We start from the raw sequence: 14,603 nt of genomic DNA, 5'->3' as shown, positions 1-14,603 counted from the left end.
CTGAATATCGAGAGCCTGCAGGACACCAGCAAATACAAATCCAAACAGACCGATGCCAGCGTCGGGATCAGCATTTGTATTCCACCGTTTTGTTATGGCGTAAGCGGAAGCGGCTCGTTCAATCAGCAGAAAATGCAGAGTGACTACGCCAGCGTCAGCGAACAGTCAGGTATCAAAGCGGGCGATGGTGGCTTCCAGATTGAGGTCAAGGGCAACACCGGCCTCACCGGTGGCGCCATCACTAGCAGTGATCGAGCTGTAGAGCGCGGACTCAACACTCTAAGCACCGGTACCCTGACCTCCACCGATATCAAAAACAAGGCTGATTACGACGCCAGCAGCATCGGCCTGAGTGGCGGAGCGGGTAATCAGACCGCGCGCAAGCCTGACAACACCATAGAAGCCGGCGCCCCCGGTCAGAAGCCGGCGGATGTCAAGGGCATCAGCGCCAACGCACCGATAGCGCTGGTTGCCAGCGGTGATGCCCGCAGCACCACCCGCAGTGGCATCAGCGGGGCCAACGTCACCATCACCAATGAGGCGGGCCAACAAGCACTAACCGGGCAAACCGCCGCCGCAACCATCGCGGATATCAATACCGATGTGTCCAGCGAACACGATGGCAGCAACAAGCTCAAGCCGATCTTCGATGCTGAAGAAATTCAGAACAACTTCGCGATCACCAGCACCTTCATACAAAACACCGGCATCTATCTGGAGGAGCGGGCAAGGGAAGTCGACGCCAAGAACAAGCAGGCCGACGAGGAACTGGAGGCACTGAAAAACCCCACCCTCTCCGACAAGGAGCGAGAGACCCACATCGCCAATTACAACAGCCTGAAAGAACAGGCTCGGCAAATCGACAATGACTGGGGCTCTGGCGGCACTTATCGGCAGATCACTGTTGCGCTCACTGCTGGGGCCTCCGCGAACGTAACGGGCGGCACCAGCCAGTTCGCGCAGAACATGCTGGTCAACTACGTGCAGCAGGAAGGCTCTTCTGCCATCGGCAAGATGGTCGAAAAGGGGTTGAAAGAAGGCAGTCCCGAACACGCCGCCTGGCACGCCATGCTGGGCTGTGCAGGCGCTGCCGCCAGCCGGCAAAGCTGCTCGGCAGGCGCGATGGGCGGTGCGGCTTCCAGCTTCCTGACAACCTTCTTCTCCGAAACCAGTGCCGATGAGTCCAACGCCTCACGCGAAGCCAAACGCAATGTGATCGCCAGTCTGGTCACCGGTATCGCGGCCATGACTGATCCGTCCGCAGCGGCTACCAGCACCAACGCTGCCATCGCCAACGTGGACAACAACTGGCTGGCGACCCAACAGGTCATCCAATACAAGAAGGAATACAACGAGGCTAAAACGCCCCAGGAGAAAGTAGCTGTATTCCTGAAATGGGAGAAAACCTCACTCGATCAGGATGTACTGACCGGTGTAGGAATCGCCAAGGGCTTCAAGGATGGCATGGCCGGTATAGGGGTCGACACCCTCAACAGTGCCGTGAGCATGCTGCGCGATCCGCAAGCGCATATCGACGCCGTGATCGCGTTTGTCGACTCCCCGGAAGTCAGGGATCGGCTGAAACAACACATCCACGCCCAACTTAGGGAGAAACTCGAAAAAATCGACCAGGCCCTTGAGCACGGTGGCGACGAAAATGCCGAGATGCTGGGCAAGATGATGGGCGAGGTCACTGCCGTCGTCATCAGTACCGTGTCCACCGGCGGTGGCGGCGCAGCCACCAAGTCCGCAACACTTTCGGAAATGGGAATTCTCATCTCTGGCAAAAAGCTTGAACAGCTTGCCGCCACGGTGAAGCTGGAGAAGGTCACCGAGAACTTCGCTCAGGCCGGGAAGCCAGGCAGGGATCCGGATGTGCCGTTTGTGGAAAACAGCCCTCCGCCAAAACAACCGGAGAGGCTTGCAAACGCAGCCCCTGAGATAGGTCCCTGCTGCTTCGCCGCAGGCACCAAAGTCTCGACACCTGACGGCGACCGAGCCATCGAAACCCTCAAGATCGGCGATATCGTCTGGAGTAAACCGGAAAAAGGCGGCAAACCCTTCGCTGCCACAATCACCGCCACTCATGTTCGTAACGACCAGCCGATCTACCGCCTGACACTCAAAGGGTCAGACCTGAACGGTAAAACAACACGGGAAACATTGCTGGTCACACCGGGCCACCCGTTTTACGTCCCGGCACAGAAAGACTTTGTACCGGTCATCGACCTCAAGCTTGGCGATCGCCTGCAATCATTGGCTGATGGCGCGACCGAAAACACCTCGTCCGAGGTCGAGTCGCTGGAGCTTTACGCGCCGGTGGGGACGACGTATAACCTGACGGTCGATGTGGGGCATACGTTCTATGTTGGTGATCTGAAGACTTGGGTGCATAACACAGGGCCTTGTGATCCGGCTGCGCGGGGTGAAGCCCGGGGCGAAGGTGCAGAAGGAGGAGCGCCGCTATTCAATGATGTTCTAGACGAAGCGCGTATTGGAAATGGTACGAAAGGTGAAGGTAGCGGACATAAAGTAGATCAACTTCCAAATAAACAAGTTGTTGGGACTGATGGAGAGCCAATACCTGTTCACTCGAAGCCAGAGGGGTACGACGGACCTTATAAGGGTCCTTATGCCACTCAGGAGTTCCCATCGACTCCGGTAGCACACGGTTTTCCGGACATTGTTGATAACTATGCAAACAGCGCGACTAAATTCCCTCTCAAAAACGGCGCATCGCTTTACCAAGCATCAGGAAGCTACAATGGTGTAGCGGGCAGATTTGAATGGATTGTAGACCCGAAGTTGGGCGGTGTAACGCACAGAATGTTTGTACCAAATGGAACTGTTAACGGCATACCGGTGAAACCATGATTCAAGAAGTCTTTGAACGAATTGCCAGACATGCCTTGACTGACTGGGGTGTTTTGCTTCAGGGCGTCTATGGTATTCCTGGCCTTTTAGGAAAACTGCCAACTTCTTATGTAGAAAATTATGCGAACGCTGAACTTGAACAGGTAGCTGGGGATAGCCCCTTGCTCGACGTGATTGTTAGCTTAGCTAACGATAGTGATCTATCTTTATCTGAGCTGTGCCCGCAGTTGCAGAAAATATGTGATTTTCAAAATGTGGATATGCAGCGGGCCAGCAGAATATGGCGAGCGGCTGCATTGGAAAAACTGCTAGCAAACCTAGACACGGAACCGCTGTATGGATTAATAAACCTTTCTGAGTTTTGGTCAATCTGGGAGTGGCCTGCTGATGCTCCACTGTCGATGATTCCTGGTAAGATGACTTTGCCAGAGCATAAATACCATTCTGACTCGAACTATGAGCATGTTATTCATGAGCATGCGCAGTGGTTGAAAGAGGAGCTGGCAGCGTTGATCTGTAGCAAACCTTGAACTTAATTTGAAAATCTTAAGCGCGTCCCAAACCTCACCTTTTACAGAATGGGGGGGGGTTGGGGCGCGCTTACCCTAATCTTCGGCTGCGTACAGCCAAATATATAAGGCGGCAAACCGTTCACCGACGCCATTACCGTATGCGATCCATTAACCCCACCTGCCCAACGATGGGTTAACGGTTTACTGTGGCATTTCTGGCGAGCAGTTCCACGGTAGCAGAGCTTCGTAGTCTGCTACTGACGAGGCGTGCGGCAGCCGCTCGAGTACGTGGCGCAGCCACGTATAAGGCTCTTGGCCGTTGACCTTGGCGGTCTCGACCAGGCTGTAGATCTTCGCGCTGGCACCGGCGCCGTTGACGGTGTCGCTGAACAGCCAGGCCTTGCGCCCGATGACAAACGGCTTGATCGCTCTTTCGGCCGCATTGTTGTCGATGGGCAAGTAACCCGCTTCGACGTAGCGCTCCAGCCGGCTCCAGTTATTCACTAGGTAATGCACCGCCTTACCCAGTGCACTTTGTGCCGTCACCTGCGACTGGGTTTTATCCAGCCAGCTTTTCAGTTGCGCCAGGATCGGCAGGCTCTTTTCCTGACGACCGATAAACCGCTGTTCATCGCTGACGTCCTTGAGCTCGCGCTCGATGCCGTACAGTTTGTTGATCATCGTCAGCGCGATATCAGCCCGTCCGGTTTTACCCTTGGGCTGCACTTTCTGCGCGTCCACGAACTTGCGTCGTGCATGGGCCATGCACGCAAGACGTTCCACACCCGGCTGCAACGCCAGGGCGTTATAGCCCGCGTAATCGTCGGTCATGACATAGCCACGGTAACTCTCCAGCAAGCGCAACGGCACTTCCTGCGCACGGCTGGACGTGTAATCAAACAGCACAACTTTTCGATCCGGCGGGCCACTGGCTTGCACCCACATCCAGGATTGGCTGGTCGGGTCTCGATCCGGCTCTTTCAACACCTGGACGCGGGTTTCATCGCAGTGGATCACTGGACTTTCCAGCAGCCGGTCACGCATCAAATTAAGCAGCGGCTGGAAGTGTTCGCTGCACTGGATGATCCAGCGAGCCAGCGTTTGCCGAGGGATATCGATACCGTGTCGACTGAGTACCGTTTCAAACCGATGCAGTGGTAAACCGTCAACATACTTGGTGGTGAGTAGCATGGCCAATACGCTCGGGCTGGCCATGCTCTTTTCGATCAGTTGCGCAGGCTTGTCAGCCGTAACCGGGGCTGCTTCGCAGCCTCGGCAACCGTAGATTTTACGGATATGTTTGATGACCCGAATCTGCATCGGCACGATGTCCAGTTGCTCGCTGGTCTCTTCGCCGATGGCGTGTTTACGGCAACCGCAAGCACAGCTCAGTTCGTGTTCGGGCAGTTCGTGGATGACTTCGATACGCGGCAGATCGGCCGACAACGGCTTGCGTTTGCCACGGCGTGGTGTCGGTTCTACAACTTCTTCATCGGCGTCGCCAACCAGCGGCATTGGTTCGCTTTCAGGCTCATTGAACAAGGCCAGTTGCGGCGTATTGGGTTCAGCGGTTTGCTCGGACTTGCGTCCAAACAAACGGTCGCGCAATAGCTTGATCTGTTCTTTCAGATCGACGATGTGGGTCTGATAAGCCTGGGCCGATTCCTCCTGGCGATTGAGTGCCTCAAGCAGCAGTTGCTTGAGCAAGACAGGGTCATCAGGAAGGTCATCGGGCAGAGAAATCATGGCCCGGATTATACCGGGTCACGCCACGTAGCGCGGCGTCAAAACTTGATGGGGACGGTTGCGCCACAGATCAAACCGTCGAGCAGCCAATTCAGTTCCTGGACGCTGAGGATAATCGCATCGTCCGTGGCGTCGGGCGATGTTTTGAAACGCTCTGACTCCAGACGCTTGAGCCAAAGGCAGAAGCCGTTGCGCTCCCAATACAAGATCTTCACTCGATTGCGGGAATTGTTGAGAAAGACGAAAAGCACAGGATCGAATACCGCCACTTTTATATCCAGCTCGACCAGCGCAGCGAGGCCGTCGATGGATTTTCGGAAGTCCACCGGCTTGGGGTAGAGATAAACTTTTTCGACTTTGGCGTCGGGACGCATCATGAGGTGCTGGCTCCGGAGGGAATCGGGAGCACAGCATCCAAGATCATCTGGCCGCTTTGAATGTGGTGTTCATGGAGCGCTTACGAATAACTGGAGTCGGCTGGAACGCTACGTCGAAGCGGGTTACTTGCCCATCGACAACAACGCGGCCGAAAGAGCGATCAAGCCGTTTGTCATCGGGCGCAAGGCCTGGCTGTTCAGCGACACCGTCAACGGCGCCGGTGCCAGCGCGAAGATCTACAGCCTGGTCGAGACCGCCAAGGTAAGCGGCCAAGAGCCCTATACGTGGCTGCGCCACGTACTCGAGCGGCTGCCGCACGCCTCGTCAGTAGCAGACTACGAAGCTCTGCTACCGTGGAACTGCTCGCCAGAAATGCCACAGTAAACCGTCAACCCATCGTTGGGCAGGTGGGGTTTATGGATCGCATACAGCAGAGGTTGCCAAGAAGGCTGGAAAATGACTACGCCGAATAATGGATGAATATGGTCCAGGCTATGGCTCCAATAGGAAAGAGACGAGGACCAATAATGATTAGCCTTCCAGAGTTAAATGAATTGCTTGTTGCTCATAACTGCCCGTATGCAATTAGTATTCAGTTGAATGCTGATGAGATGGCTTATGATTTATCTTTATCGATTTCGGCCTCTGAACAGGCCGGGACTGTTGTAGTGAGTATCAAGTTCATTGATATTAGTCAATTTACGGCCCGTGATTTTGGTGGCGGATTAACTCAGCTGATGCACATGAATGTTCATAAGCTGGATTCTGGCTTCGATAGAATGCGTTATCACCTGAGTGATCTTGAGGATAAAAAGTTTTCGTTTTATTTCTCATCATTCTTGCTTGATTAGCTGGTGCTAGTATGGTGTTTCACAAGTAGGGCGAAAAACTACTTACCCAATGCTTTTGCTGCACGCGCTACGGAACCCAGGATCTCGTTCGCTTTTTTGTGCCAGCGAAATGGCTTCGGATTCTGGTTGTAGGTTTCCAGGTAGTACTCGATTGAGGCCTCTAAATCCTTCACGCTGACATGAGCCTGGCGCTTGATCCATTTCTCGCTCAGTGTTGAGAAGAAACGCTCCACCAGATTCATCCATGAGGCAGACGTGGGGGTGAAATGGATGCTGTAACGAGGACGTGCGGCCAGCCACGCTTTGACCTTGTCGGTCTTGTGCGTTGCGTAGTTGTCCATAATCAGATGGATCGGCACATCGCTCGGTACCGAGGCATCTACCTCTTTGAGAAACGATAGAAATTCGACACTGCGATGTTGGCGCTTTAACCGACCAATGACTTCGCCCGTTGCTACATCCAGAGCCGCAAACAGAGAAGTCGTCCCATGGCGCTTGTAATCGTGCGTGCGTGTCGCAGGATTTCCAAGCGCTAAAGGCAGCCCTGGTTGTGTGCGGTTCAACGCCTGGATCTGGCTTTTCTCATCAACACATAACACCAGTGCTCTCTCAGGCGGGTTCAAATAAAGGCCCACGATGTCCTGCACTTTGTCGACGAAAAGCGGATCGGTAGAAAGCTTGAAGGTTTTCTCCAGGTGAGGTTTGATCCCGAAGGCATGCCAGATACGCATCACGCTAGCCGGAGATATTCCTGTTTCCCGACTCATTTGCCGGGTACTCCAATGGCTGGCGTCTTCGGGTTTGCTCTTCAGAACCTGATCAACCACCTTCTGCACTTGTTCATCACTGATTGTGCGCGGACGGCCCGAACGATGCTCATCATTCAGGCCAATCAGCCCCCATTTTGAAAAGCGCGTCCGCCACCGCGAGACTACGTCCTTGCTGACGTTGAGGCGCTGGGCAATGGCATTTCCAGATTCGCCCTCTGCGCATGCCAGGATAATTTCGGCACGAACGCAGGCATCCTGCGCGCCCTTACGCTGTTTAACGCGGCGTAGAAGCTCGGCTTTTTCGGCTTCAGACAAGACAATGACAGTCGCTGGTCGGCCCATATAAATGCTCAGCTCTCACGAGTGGGTTTCAAATGAGCATAGACCATATTTTCATTGGTACTTGTGAAACACCACACTAGGTTTTGTACGAAAAGTACTGACGCATGCAACGCAGGCTGCAGGCCAGCGTGACCATGGCTGAAAAGCTTCTCGCCAGCTTGTCGTAGCGAGTGCCTATTCTGCGGTTCTCTTTCAGCCAGCCAAACATCCGCTCAATGATGTTCCGCTGCCGATACTTTGGACGATCAAGAGTCGGGGCAGGCCAGGCCGAGGCTTGCGTGGCATGGCACGCAGCGGGATCACCGGCTGTATTCGATAGCGGTCGCAGTAATGGCGCAGGTGTTGCGCGTCATAGCCTTTGTCAGCCAGTAACCAGCGACTGCGTTTGCGTGGACGCCCCGGCTTACCGGGAATTCGCACCTGATCCAGCAACGGCTGGGCATGAGCGATATCGCTGGTTTGCCCCGGCGAAAGAATGAAGCGTAATGGAACACCATTGGCGTCACAGATCATGTGAATCTTGGTAGTAAGGCCGCCTCGACTACGTCCCAGAGCATGGTCTAGCGGTTCTTCAGGCCCCCTTTTTTCCCGGTGCCTGAAGGGGCTCGGGTTGCGCGTATCGCAGTGGAATCGATCATCCAAGTGTCCAGATCAATCAGTCCCTCCCGGTTTAATCGGATGTGCAAGCGCTCCAGTATCCGGTCGAACGTACCGTCGTCGCGCCAGTCACGAAAACGCTGATACACCGTTGACCAAGGCCCAAAGCGTTCCGGCAGATCACGCCAGGCAGCGCCCGAGCAGAGGATCCACAGGATTGCGTGGAGTACCAGACGATCATCACTGCGTGGGCGACCCATTTTCTGCTCTGGAGAAACCAGATCCTTGATCAATTCCCACGATGCGTCGGAGAGTTCGTAACGCTTTGCCATGCGGGCCTCCAGCCAATCATGGCGGCAATTTTACCCGTACCGACTTTTCGTACAAAACCTAAGGCTGAGCGCTGTGTAGCGCCAAGAGCGTGATGGATCTGGCCAGTTCGCCCTACGCAATTGCTCCACAACCTCACCCCCGCCGCGCCACCAATAACGCCGTCGCCGCACTGGCCAACAACCCCGAACACACCCGATTGAACATCTGCTTGCTCGACGGCCTGGCAAACAGCCGACGCGCATGCACGCCCATCCAGGCGTACAGGGCAATCGCCACGCATTCGAGCAGCAGAAACAACGCGCCCAGCACGGCAAATTGCGCGGTCACGTCGCGGGACTGGTCAACGAACTGCGGCAGGAATGCGGTAAACAGCAAGATCGCTTTGGGGTTGCCGATGGCGACCAGAAACTCCTGACGCGCCAGCCGGGCGATGCCCGGAGAGTCGGCGGCGGCCATGCCTTCGGCTTGCGGGGTGGCGCGCCAGAGCTGGAAGGCCAGCCAGAACAGGTAGCCTGCGCCGATGATTTTGATGGCGTGGAACAGCCATTCGGAGGTGTGCAGCACAGCGGCCAGGCCGACGGCCGCCAGGGCAATCATGATGGCGAAGGCCAGCAGGCGCCCTGCTCCGCCGCTGCAGGCGCGGGCGAAGCCGTAGCGGCTGGCGTTGCTGACCGACAACAGGTTGTTGGGGCCGGGCGCCATGTTCAGGGCGAAACAGGCCGGGATGAACAGGGCAAGGGTGGACAGCTCCATGGGGGATTCTCCGCAAGACAGGGCAGCGAGTTGCAATCTGGCATGCACACCCTGCCCGCTCAAGGCACAGCCAAGGGCTTTTATCCGGGTTGACTGTACCGCCGCGATACATCCGCTCAAGCCTGGCAAAACCCTGTGACCCTCTGCGCCACTGACTATGGCGATGTCTGGCTAGCCTGTCGGGCACCGTTATCAAGCAAGGAGGCTTCGATGTTGCCAACAATTCGTTTACTGGTTGCCGCTGTGCTGTTGTCAGGCAGTGCGACCTTGCAGGCCGCGCAATGCCCGGACTGGGAGCCGGCCAAGGCCCGTCAGCAAGTACATGCCTTGCAGGAGCAGATCTTGCAGTGGGACGACAGCTACCATCGCCAAGGCGTATCACTGATTGCCGATGAGCTGTACGACCAGGCCCGGCAACGTCTGTCCACACTGCGCAGTTGCTTCAACCTGCCTGCCGGCGCCGCCGACGACCCGTTACTCACCGCACGCGGCCGGGTGCTGCATCCGGTGCCGCATACCGGGCTGGGCAAGCTGGCTGATGACAAGGCTGTGGCCCGCTGGCTGGCCGGGCGCGAGGACGTGTGGATTCAACCCAAGGTCGATGGCGTGGCGGTCACGCTGGTTTATGAGCAAGGACGTCTGGTGCAGGCCATCAGTCGTGGCGACGGCCAGCAAGGCCAGGACTGGACCACCCAGGCGCGGCGTATCGCAGCCATTCCCGGTCAGTTGCCCGAACCACGCGACCTGCTGCTGCAAGGCGAGTTGTACTGGCGTCTGAACGGCCATGTGCAGGCCACCGACGGCAGCCTCAATGCCCGCAGCCAGGTGGCCGGTGCCTTGGCCCGGCATGATCTGAGTGACGAGCAGGCAGCGCAAATCGGCCTGTTCGTCTGGGACTGGCCCACCGGCCCGCAACAACTGCAGCCGCGCATGGATGAGCTGGCCGCCTTGGGCTTCAGCGACATGGCCCATTACAGCCAGCCGCTGGCAGGCATTGAACAAGCCCGCGCCTGGCGCGAATTCTGGTATCGCAACCCGCTGCCCTTCGCCACCGACGGCGTGGTCCTGCGCCAGGGCAGTCGCCCGCCGGCCGAGCGCTGGCAGGCCAAGGCGCCGTACTGGATAACAGCGTGGAAATACCCCTACGCGCAAGCGCTGGCCGAGGTGCGCAAGGTGACCTTCAACATCGGCCGCAGCGGGCGGATCACGCCGATGCTGGAGCTGGTGCCGATTCGCCTTGATGACCGCACCATAAGTTCGGTCAGTGTCGGTTCGCTGCAACGCTGGCAGAAGCTGGATGTCCGCCCCGGTGATCAGGTGGCGTTAAGCCTGGCCGGGCTGACCATCCCGCGCTTCGACGGTGTACTGCTGCGCAACAGCGAACGCGTGCCGCTGCATGTGCCAGACCCACAGGCTTATCACTCGCTCAGTTGCTGGCAACTCACGCCCGGTTGCGAAAGCCAGTTCAAAGCGCGGCTGGTGTGGCTGTCTGGCAAGCAGGGGCTGGACTTGCCGGGAGTCGGACCGGGTACCTGGGACAAACTGCTCAATGCCGGGCGACTCGACGGTTTGCTCGACTGGATGACCCTTGAGGCCACCGAGCTTGTTAAGATGCCCGGCCTGGGTGAGCGTAGCGGCGCTACACTGTTTGCCAATCTGCAGAGCGCCCGGGACAAACCGTTCCGCCTCTGGCTCAAGGCACTGGGCCTGCCGCCCACCGGTAACGCCCGCCTGGCCGATGACTGGCAGACCCTGGCGGCGCGTAGCCTGGAGCAATGGCAGGCCGAAGCCGGGATCGGACCGGGACGTGCTGCACAGTTACAGGCATTTTTTCTCGACCCGCAGGTTCAGGCGCTGCGCAGTCAGTTGAGCGCCTTGGGTGTTGCGGGATTTTGATGCCGGGTTGTTATCTGCGCCCGGCTTGCACAAGGAGTTCACATGAAGCTGTTTTCCCCATTGATCCTGGCGCTGGCGTGCGCGCTGGGGTCGCCAGCGGTACTGGCCGCGGAACAGGCACCACCGGCTTCGGGCTGCCTGCTCAAGAGCCAGGAAATCAACGGCAAGATTCAGCAAGCCAAGGCTGACGGCAACAAACGTGAGCAGGCCGGGCTGGAAAAGGCGCTGAGCGAAGTCAACGCCAACTGCAGCGAAACCGCTTTGCTCAAGCAGCATGAACAGAAGGTGCTGGATGCCAAGCGCGAAGTCAGCCGCCGCCAGACCGACCTGAACAAAGCCATGGCCAAGGGCGACCCGGAGCGCATCAACAAACGCAAAGACAAACTGGCCGAGTCACGCAAAGAACTGGTCGATGCCCAGGCTGAACTGGACAAGGTCCAGACTCAGAACTGAGAGACGGCGATATCAGTCCATTCGCGGCTGAAGCCGACACTGTTTACTTAATGAACCACCGCATTCGTCGGCTGAGCCGACTCCCACCGAGTCGGCGCCGTACCTGCTTCTTAGGCACGACACAAATTCGGTGGGAGATCGCCCGCCGCCTCGGCGCCGCGCTGTCGCGTAGCCAACACGCAACCCCGTAGGAGCAGCTTTAGCTGCGAAAGGCTTCGCAGCTAAAGCTGCTCCTACGGGAGGGCCTTGTAAATCAGCGATTTGTAATTTGTTTGATGAGAGTTGGCTTGCCGACGAAGACGGAGGCACAGTCGCAGCAGATGCTGTGAGCTTACTGGCCTCTTCGCGAGAGGGGCCAGATCACCGCCTCCGCCGGTCAGGCCGCTGGCACCGCCGAGGCGACGAACAGGCCGATGATCAGCCCCAGGCCAACCAGGAAAGAGATCGAGCGCAGCACCGCCAGGTCGGCCAGATAGAAAATGATGAACAGCAAGCGGCTGGTGATGAACAGCACCGCCAGCACATCGATGGTCACCAGCTGTGCATTGCCGGCGATGTGGGCAATGATCACTGCGGCGGCAAAGCCCGGCAGCACTTCGAAGCCGTTCAGTTGCGCGGCATGGGCACGCCGTGGCAAGCCTTCCAGCCGATCCAGAAAATCCCTGGGGTCACGGTTATGACCCGATCGAAACTTGCCGCTGCTGGCCTTGGCAATAACCGAGCAGATCAGCGGCAGGAGAATCGCGATCAACACACACCAAAAAGCGACTGTCATAAGTTGATTCCTTATTTGAACTTCATTACCAGCATGCCGAGCAACACCAGACCACATGCTAAGAGCCGGGGCCGGCCAAAAGGTTCTTTCAGGTAACGCATGCCCATCAACACCACCAGCAATACGCTGACCTCGCGCAAGGCCGCCGCCTCCGCCACCGACCCCAGTTGCATGGCCCACAACACCAGGGCGTAGCTCAGCAACACGCAAAGCCCGACACTCAGCCCGAGTGCCCACTGTTCGCGCCAGAACGTCATTAGCCCCTGATATTTGTAACAGGCTGCCAGCACCGGAAACGGCCAGGCACTGACCAGCGTCAGCCACACCAGATAATCCAGCGCCGGCACGCCCAGCTTGAGGGCCTGGCCGTCGATCCAGGTGTAGCTGCCGATGCACAGGCCAATCAGCCCGACCACCGGCAGCAGGCTCCAGGGCAAGCGCTCCCCGCCGCCACCTTGCCAGAGCAGGCAGACCATCCCGCACGGAATCAGCAAAATGCCAATGATCTGCTGGACACTCAGTTGCTCACCACCAGAGATCAGCGTCAGGGCCAGCACCACCAGCGGTGAGAGTCCGCGCATCAGCGGATACACCAGTCCCAGGTCACCCACCCGGTAAGCCTTGATCAGCAACGCGCGATACAGCAGTTCGAACAGCGCCGAAGCCACCAGCCAGGGCCAGACCTGCACCGGCGGCGGGCTGACGAAACTGACCGCCAGTAATGCACACAGCAGTGCCACGCCGTCCATGCTGGCGATCACCAGCAAGCGCTCGGCACTGAACTTGACGAGGGTGTTCCACACCGCGTGCAGCACGGCCGCCACCAGTACCAGAGCTGTCGCCAACACGCGCTTTACTCCTTGCTCAGAGAGCCCCCAGCATGACAGACAGGCCAACAGTCAAGGCAGCTAATGTGGCAAAAAATTTCTCAAACCGTGCACTATTAGCCCTTCTCGGTGGTCAATCGCCTTCGCGCCGACACTTGCCGGGGCCGCTAGACCCTCGATACGAAATGAATATGGATCTGCCAATACGGAACTACGGATGCTTGAACTTGCTGCTGCGTTTATCTGCCTGACCACCCTGCTCACTTACGTGAATTACCGCTTCATCGGCCTGCCACCCACCATTGGTGTGATGGTCACGGCACTGATCTTTTCCCTGCTGCTACAAGGCCTGAGCCTGTTGGGCTTTCCCGGCCTTGAAGAGCGCGTGGAACAGTTGATCGGCCAGATCGACTTTGGCGATCTGCTGATGAACTGGATGCTGTCGTTTCTGCTGTTCGCCGGCGCCTTGCACGTCAACCTCGCAGACCTGAAGAGTTATCGCTGGCCCATCGGTCTGCTGGCGACCTTCGGCGTGCTGATCGCCACCTTTGTGATTGGCAGCCTGGCGTGGTGGATTTTCGCGATGTTCGGCTGGCACGTCAGCTTCCTGTATTGCCTGTTGTTCGGCGCGCTGATCTCGCCCACCGACCCGATCGCGGTGCTCGGCGTGCTACGGACCGCCAATGCCTCCAAACCCCTGAAAACCACCATCGTCGGTGAAAGCCTGTTCAACGACGGCACCGCTGTGGTGGTGTTCACCGTGCTGTTGGGCATCGCGCAACTGGGCGAGACCCCGAGCGTGACCGAGACCGCCATCCTGTTTGCCCACGAGGCCATCGGTGGGGTGCTGTACGGCGGCTTGATTGGCTATGCGGTGTATCTGATGATCAAGAGCATCGAGCAGTACCAGATCGAGGTAATGCTGACCCTGGCACTGGTCATCGGCGGTTCGGCGCTGGCTTCGGAACTGCACGTATCGGCGCCGATTGCCATGGTGGTGGCCGGCCTGATCATCGGCAATCTGGGCCGTAATCTGGCGATGAACGACATGACCCGCCGCTATATGGACGGTTTCTGGGAGTTGCTCGACGACATGCTCAATGCCCTGCTGTTCGCGCTGATCGGCATGGAGCTGCTGTTGTTGCCGTTCTCCTGGCTGCACCTGGCGGCCGCCGGCCTGTTGGCCGTGGCTATTGTGCTGTCGCGCTTTATCACCGTGGCGCCGGCGATTTTGCTGCTGCGCCGCTGGCGCAAGGTGCCGCAAGGCACGATCCGCATCCTGACCTGGGGCGGGCTGCGTGGCGGTGTGTCGGTGGCCTTGGCACTGGCGCTGCCGCTCGGGCCGGAACGCGACATCGTGCTGAGCATCACCTACATCGTGGTGCTGCTGTCGATCCTGTTGCAGGGCCTGACCATTGGCAGGCTGGTGCGTTCGGTGACCGGTCAGCCGCAGGTAGCTGACTCAAACGCCGCAGCGCCGCACCCCAACCATTGAT

11 protein-coding genes and 3 pseudogenes are annotated in these 14,603 nt (G+C 57.9%); 7 read left to right on the top strand and 7 right to left on the bottom strand.

Annotation, left to right across the window (positions count from 1 at the left end; all coding sequences use genetic code 11):
* The first annotated feature begins 132 nt into the window (after nt 1-132).
* Both NJC40_RS07830 and NJC40_RS07825 read left to right on the top strand, forming a co-directional pair.
* A complete protein-coding gene (locus NJC40_RS07830; RefSeq protein ID WP_253140230.1) occupies nt 133-2,874 on the top strand; it encodes a polymorphic toxin-type HINT domain-containing protein in 2,742 nt (913 codons plus the stop codon).
* Complete coding sequence (locus NJC40_RS07825) at nt 2,871-3,404, top strand: DUF2247 family protein (RefSeq protein ID WP_045486241.1); 534 nt, start codon at nt 2,871-2,873, stop codon at nt 3,402-3,404. The genes NJC40_RS07830 and NJC40_RS07825 overlap by 4 nt, the downstream gene beginning before the upstream one ends.
* Nucleotides 3,405-3,587: 183 nt before the next feature.
* Here NJC40_RS07825 and tnpC read toward each other — a convergent pair whose 3' ends face one another.
* Both tnpC and tnpB read right to left on the bottom strand, forming a co-directional pair.
* Nucleotides 3,588-5,132, bottom strand: a complete 1,545-nt coding sequence (gene tnpC / locus NJC40_RS07820) for an IS66 family transposase (RefSeq protein ID WP_492180515.1) — start codon at nt 5,130-5,132, stop codon at nt 3,588-3,590.
* A gap of 38 nt (nt 5,133-5,170) precedes the next feature.
* Nucleotides 5,171-5,509 carry an IS66 family insertion sequence element accessory protein TnpB gene (gene tnpB, locus NJC40_RS07815; protein ID WP_253143063.1) on the bottom strand — a complete coding sequence of 113 codons (339 nt, stop codon included), beginning with the start codon at nt 5,507-5,509 and terminating at the stop codon, nt 5,171-5,173.
* Between the two features lie 79 nt (nt 5,510-5,588).
* Here tnpB and NJC40_RS07810 point away from each other — a divergent pair.
* Together NJC40_RS07810 and NJC40_RS07805 are read left to right on the top strand one after the other, a co-directional pair.
* A pseudogene (locus tag NJC40_RS07810) lies at nt 5,589-5,894 on the top strand (transposase domain-containing protein); the annotation flags it as partial.
* A 143-nt stretch (nt 5,895-6,037) separates the two neighbouring features.
* Nucleotides 6,038-6,361, top strand: coding sequence for a hypothetical protein (locus NJC40_RS07805; protein ID WP_253143062.1), 324 nt, complete (start codon nt 6,038-6,040; stop codon nt 6,359-6,361).
* Between the two features lie 38 nt (nt 6,362-6,399).
* Here the strand turns inward: NJC40_RS07805 and NJC40_RS07800 are convergent.
* From NJC40_RS07800 to NJC40_RS07790, 3 genes and pseudogenes are all read right to left on the bottom strand, one after another.
* Nucleotides 6,400-7,473: pseudogene (locus NJC40_RS07800) on the bottom strand (IS630 family transposase).
* A gap of 76 nt (nt 7,474-7,549) precedes the next feature.
* A pseudogene (locus NJC40_RS07795) lies at nt 7,550-8,402 on the bottom strand (IS5 family transposase).
* A gap of 133 nt (nt 8,403-8,535) precedes the next feature.
* A complete protein-coding gene (locus tag NJC40_RS07790; protein WP_253142918.1) occupies nt 8,536-9,156 on the bottom strand; it encodes a LysE family translocator in 621 nt (206 codons plus the stop codon).
* A gap of 210 nt (nt 9,157-9,366) precedes the next feature.
* Between NJC40_RS07790 and ligB the strand changes: the two genes are divergently transcribed.
* Nucleotides 9,367-11,052 (top strand): NAD-dependent DNA ligase LigB, encoded by a 1,686-nt coding sequence (gene ligB / locus NJC40_RS07785; protein WP_253142919.1) that lies wholly within the window; start codon nt 9,367-9,369, stop codon nt 11,050-11,052.
* Between the two features lie 42 nt (nt 11,053-11,094).
* A complete protein-coding gene (locus NJC40_RS07780; RefSeq protein ID WP_045486223.1) occupies nt 11,095-11,505 on the top strand; it encodes a DUF1090 domain-containing protein in 411 nt (136 codons plus the stop codon).
* Between the two features lie 376 nt (nt 11,506-11,881).
* On the opposite strand, the gene NJC40_RS07775 is transcribed toward NJC40_RS07780, so the two are convergent.
* Both NJC40_RS07775 and NJC40_RS07770 read right to left on the bottom strand, forming a co-directional pair.
* Nucleotides 11,882-12,280: an MAPEG family protein gene (locus NJC40_RS07775; RefSeq protein WP_045486221.1), complete on the bottom strand. Its 399-nt coding sequence runs from the start codon at nt 12,278-12,280 to the stop codon at nt 11,882-11,884.
* An 11-nt stretch (nt 12,281-12,291) separates the two neighbouring features.
* Complete coding sequence (locus NJC40_RS07770) at nt 12,292-13,128, bottom strand: EamA family transporter (protein WP_253142920.1); 837 nt, start codon at nt 13,126-13,128, stop codon at nt 12,292-12,294.
* A gap of 196 nt (nt 13,129-13,324) precedes the next feature.
* Between NJC40_RS07770 and NJC40_RS07765 the strand changes: the two genes are divergently transcribed.
* Complete coding sequence (locus tag NJC40_RS07765) at nt 13,325-14,602, top strand: cation:proton antiporter (protein ID WP_253112077.1); 1,278 nt, start codon at nt 13,325-13,327, stop codon at nt 14,600-14,602.
* Nucleotide 14,603: the final 1 nt, after the last annotated feature.

This window comes from Pseudomonas sp. 21LCFQ02, assembly GCF_024129895.2.
GTDB lineage: Bacteria > Pseudomonadota > Gammaproteobacteria > Pseudomonadales > Pseudomonadaceae > Aquipseudomonas.
Note: the sequence above shows the minus strand (reverse complement) of the source record. Positions and strands in the feature narration are given on the sequence as shown.

What these genes read in the sequence shown, in the direction of transcription:
- NJC40_RS07830 (WP_253140230.1), top strand. Translation starts at nt 133, where the DNA reads ATGCAGAGTGACTACGCCAGCGTCAGCGAACAGTCAGGTATCAAAGCG.
- NJC40_RS07825 (WP_045486241.1), top strand. Translation starts at nt 2,871, where the DNA reads ATGATTCAAGAAGTCTTTGAACGAATTGCCAGACATGCCTTGACTGAC.
- tnpC (WP_492180515.1), bottom strand. Translation starts at nt 5,132, where the DNA reads ATGATTTCTCTGCCCGATGACCTTCCTGATGACCCTGTCTTGCTCAAG.
- tnpB (WP_253143063.1), bottom strand. Translation starts at nt 5,509, where the DNA reads ATGATGCGTCCCGACGCCAAAGTCGAAAAAGTTTATCTCTACCCCAAG.
- NJC40_RS07805 (WP_253143062.1), top strand. Translation starts at nt 6,038, where the DNA reads ATGATTAGCCTTCCAGAGTTAAATGAATTGCTTGTTGCTCATAACTGC.
- NJC40_RS07790 (WP_253142918.1), bottom strand. Translation starts at nt 9,156, where the DNA reads ATGGAGCTGTCCACCCTTGCCCTGTTCATCCCGGCCTGTTTCGCCCTG.
- ligB (WP_253142919.1), top strand. Translation starts at nt 9,367, where the DNA reads ATGTTGCCAACAATTCGTTTACTGGTTGCCGCTGTGCTGTTGTCAGGC.
- NJC40_RS07780 (WP_045486223.1), top strand. Translation starts at nt 11,095, where the DNA reads ATGAAGCTGTTTTCCCCATTGATCCTGGCGCTGGCGTGCGCGCTGGGG.
- NJC40_RS07775 (WP_045486221.1), bottom strand. Translation starts at nt 12,280, where the DNA reads ATGACAGTCGCTTTTTGGTGTGTGTTGATCGCGATTCTCCTGCCGCTG.
- NJC40_RS07765 (WP_253112077.1), top strand. Translation starts at nt 13,325, where the DNA reads ATGCTTGAACTTGCTGCTGCGTTTATCTGCCTGACCACCCTGCTCACT.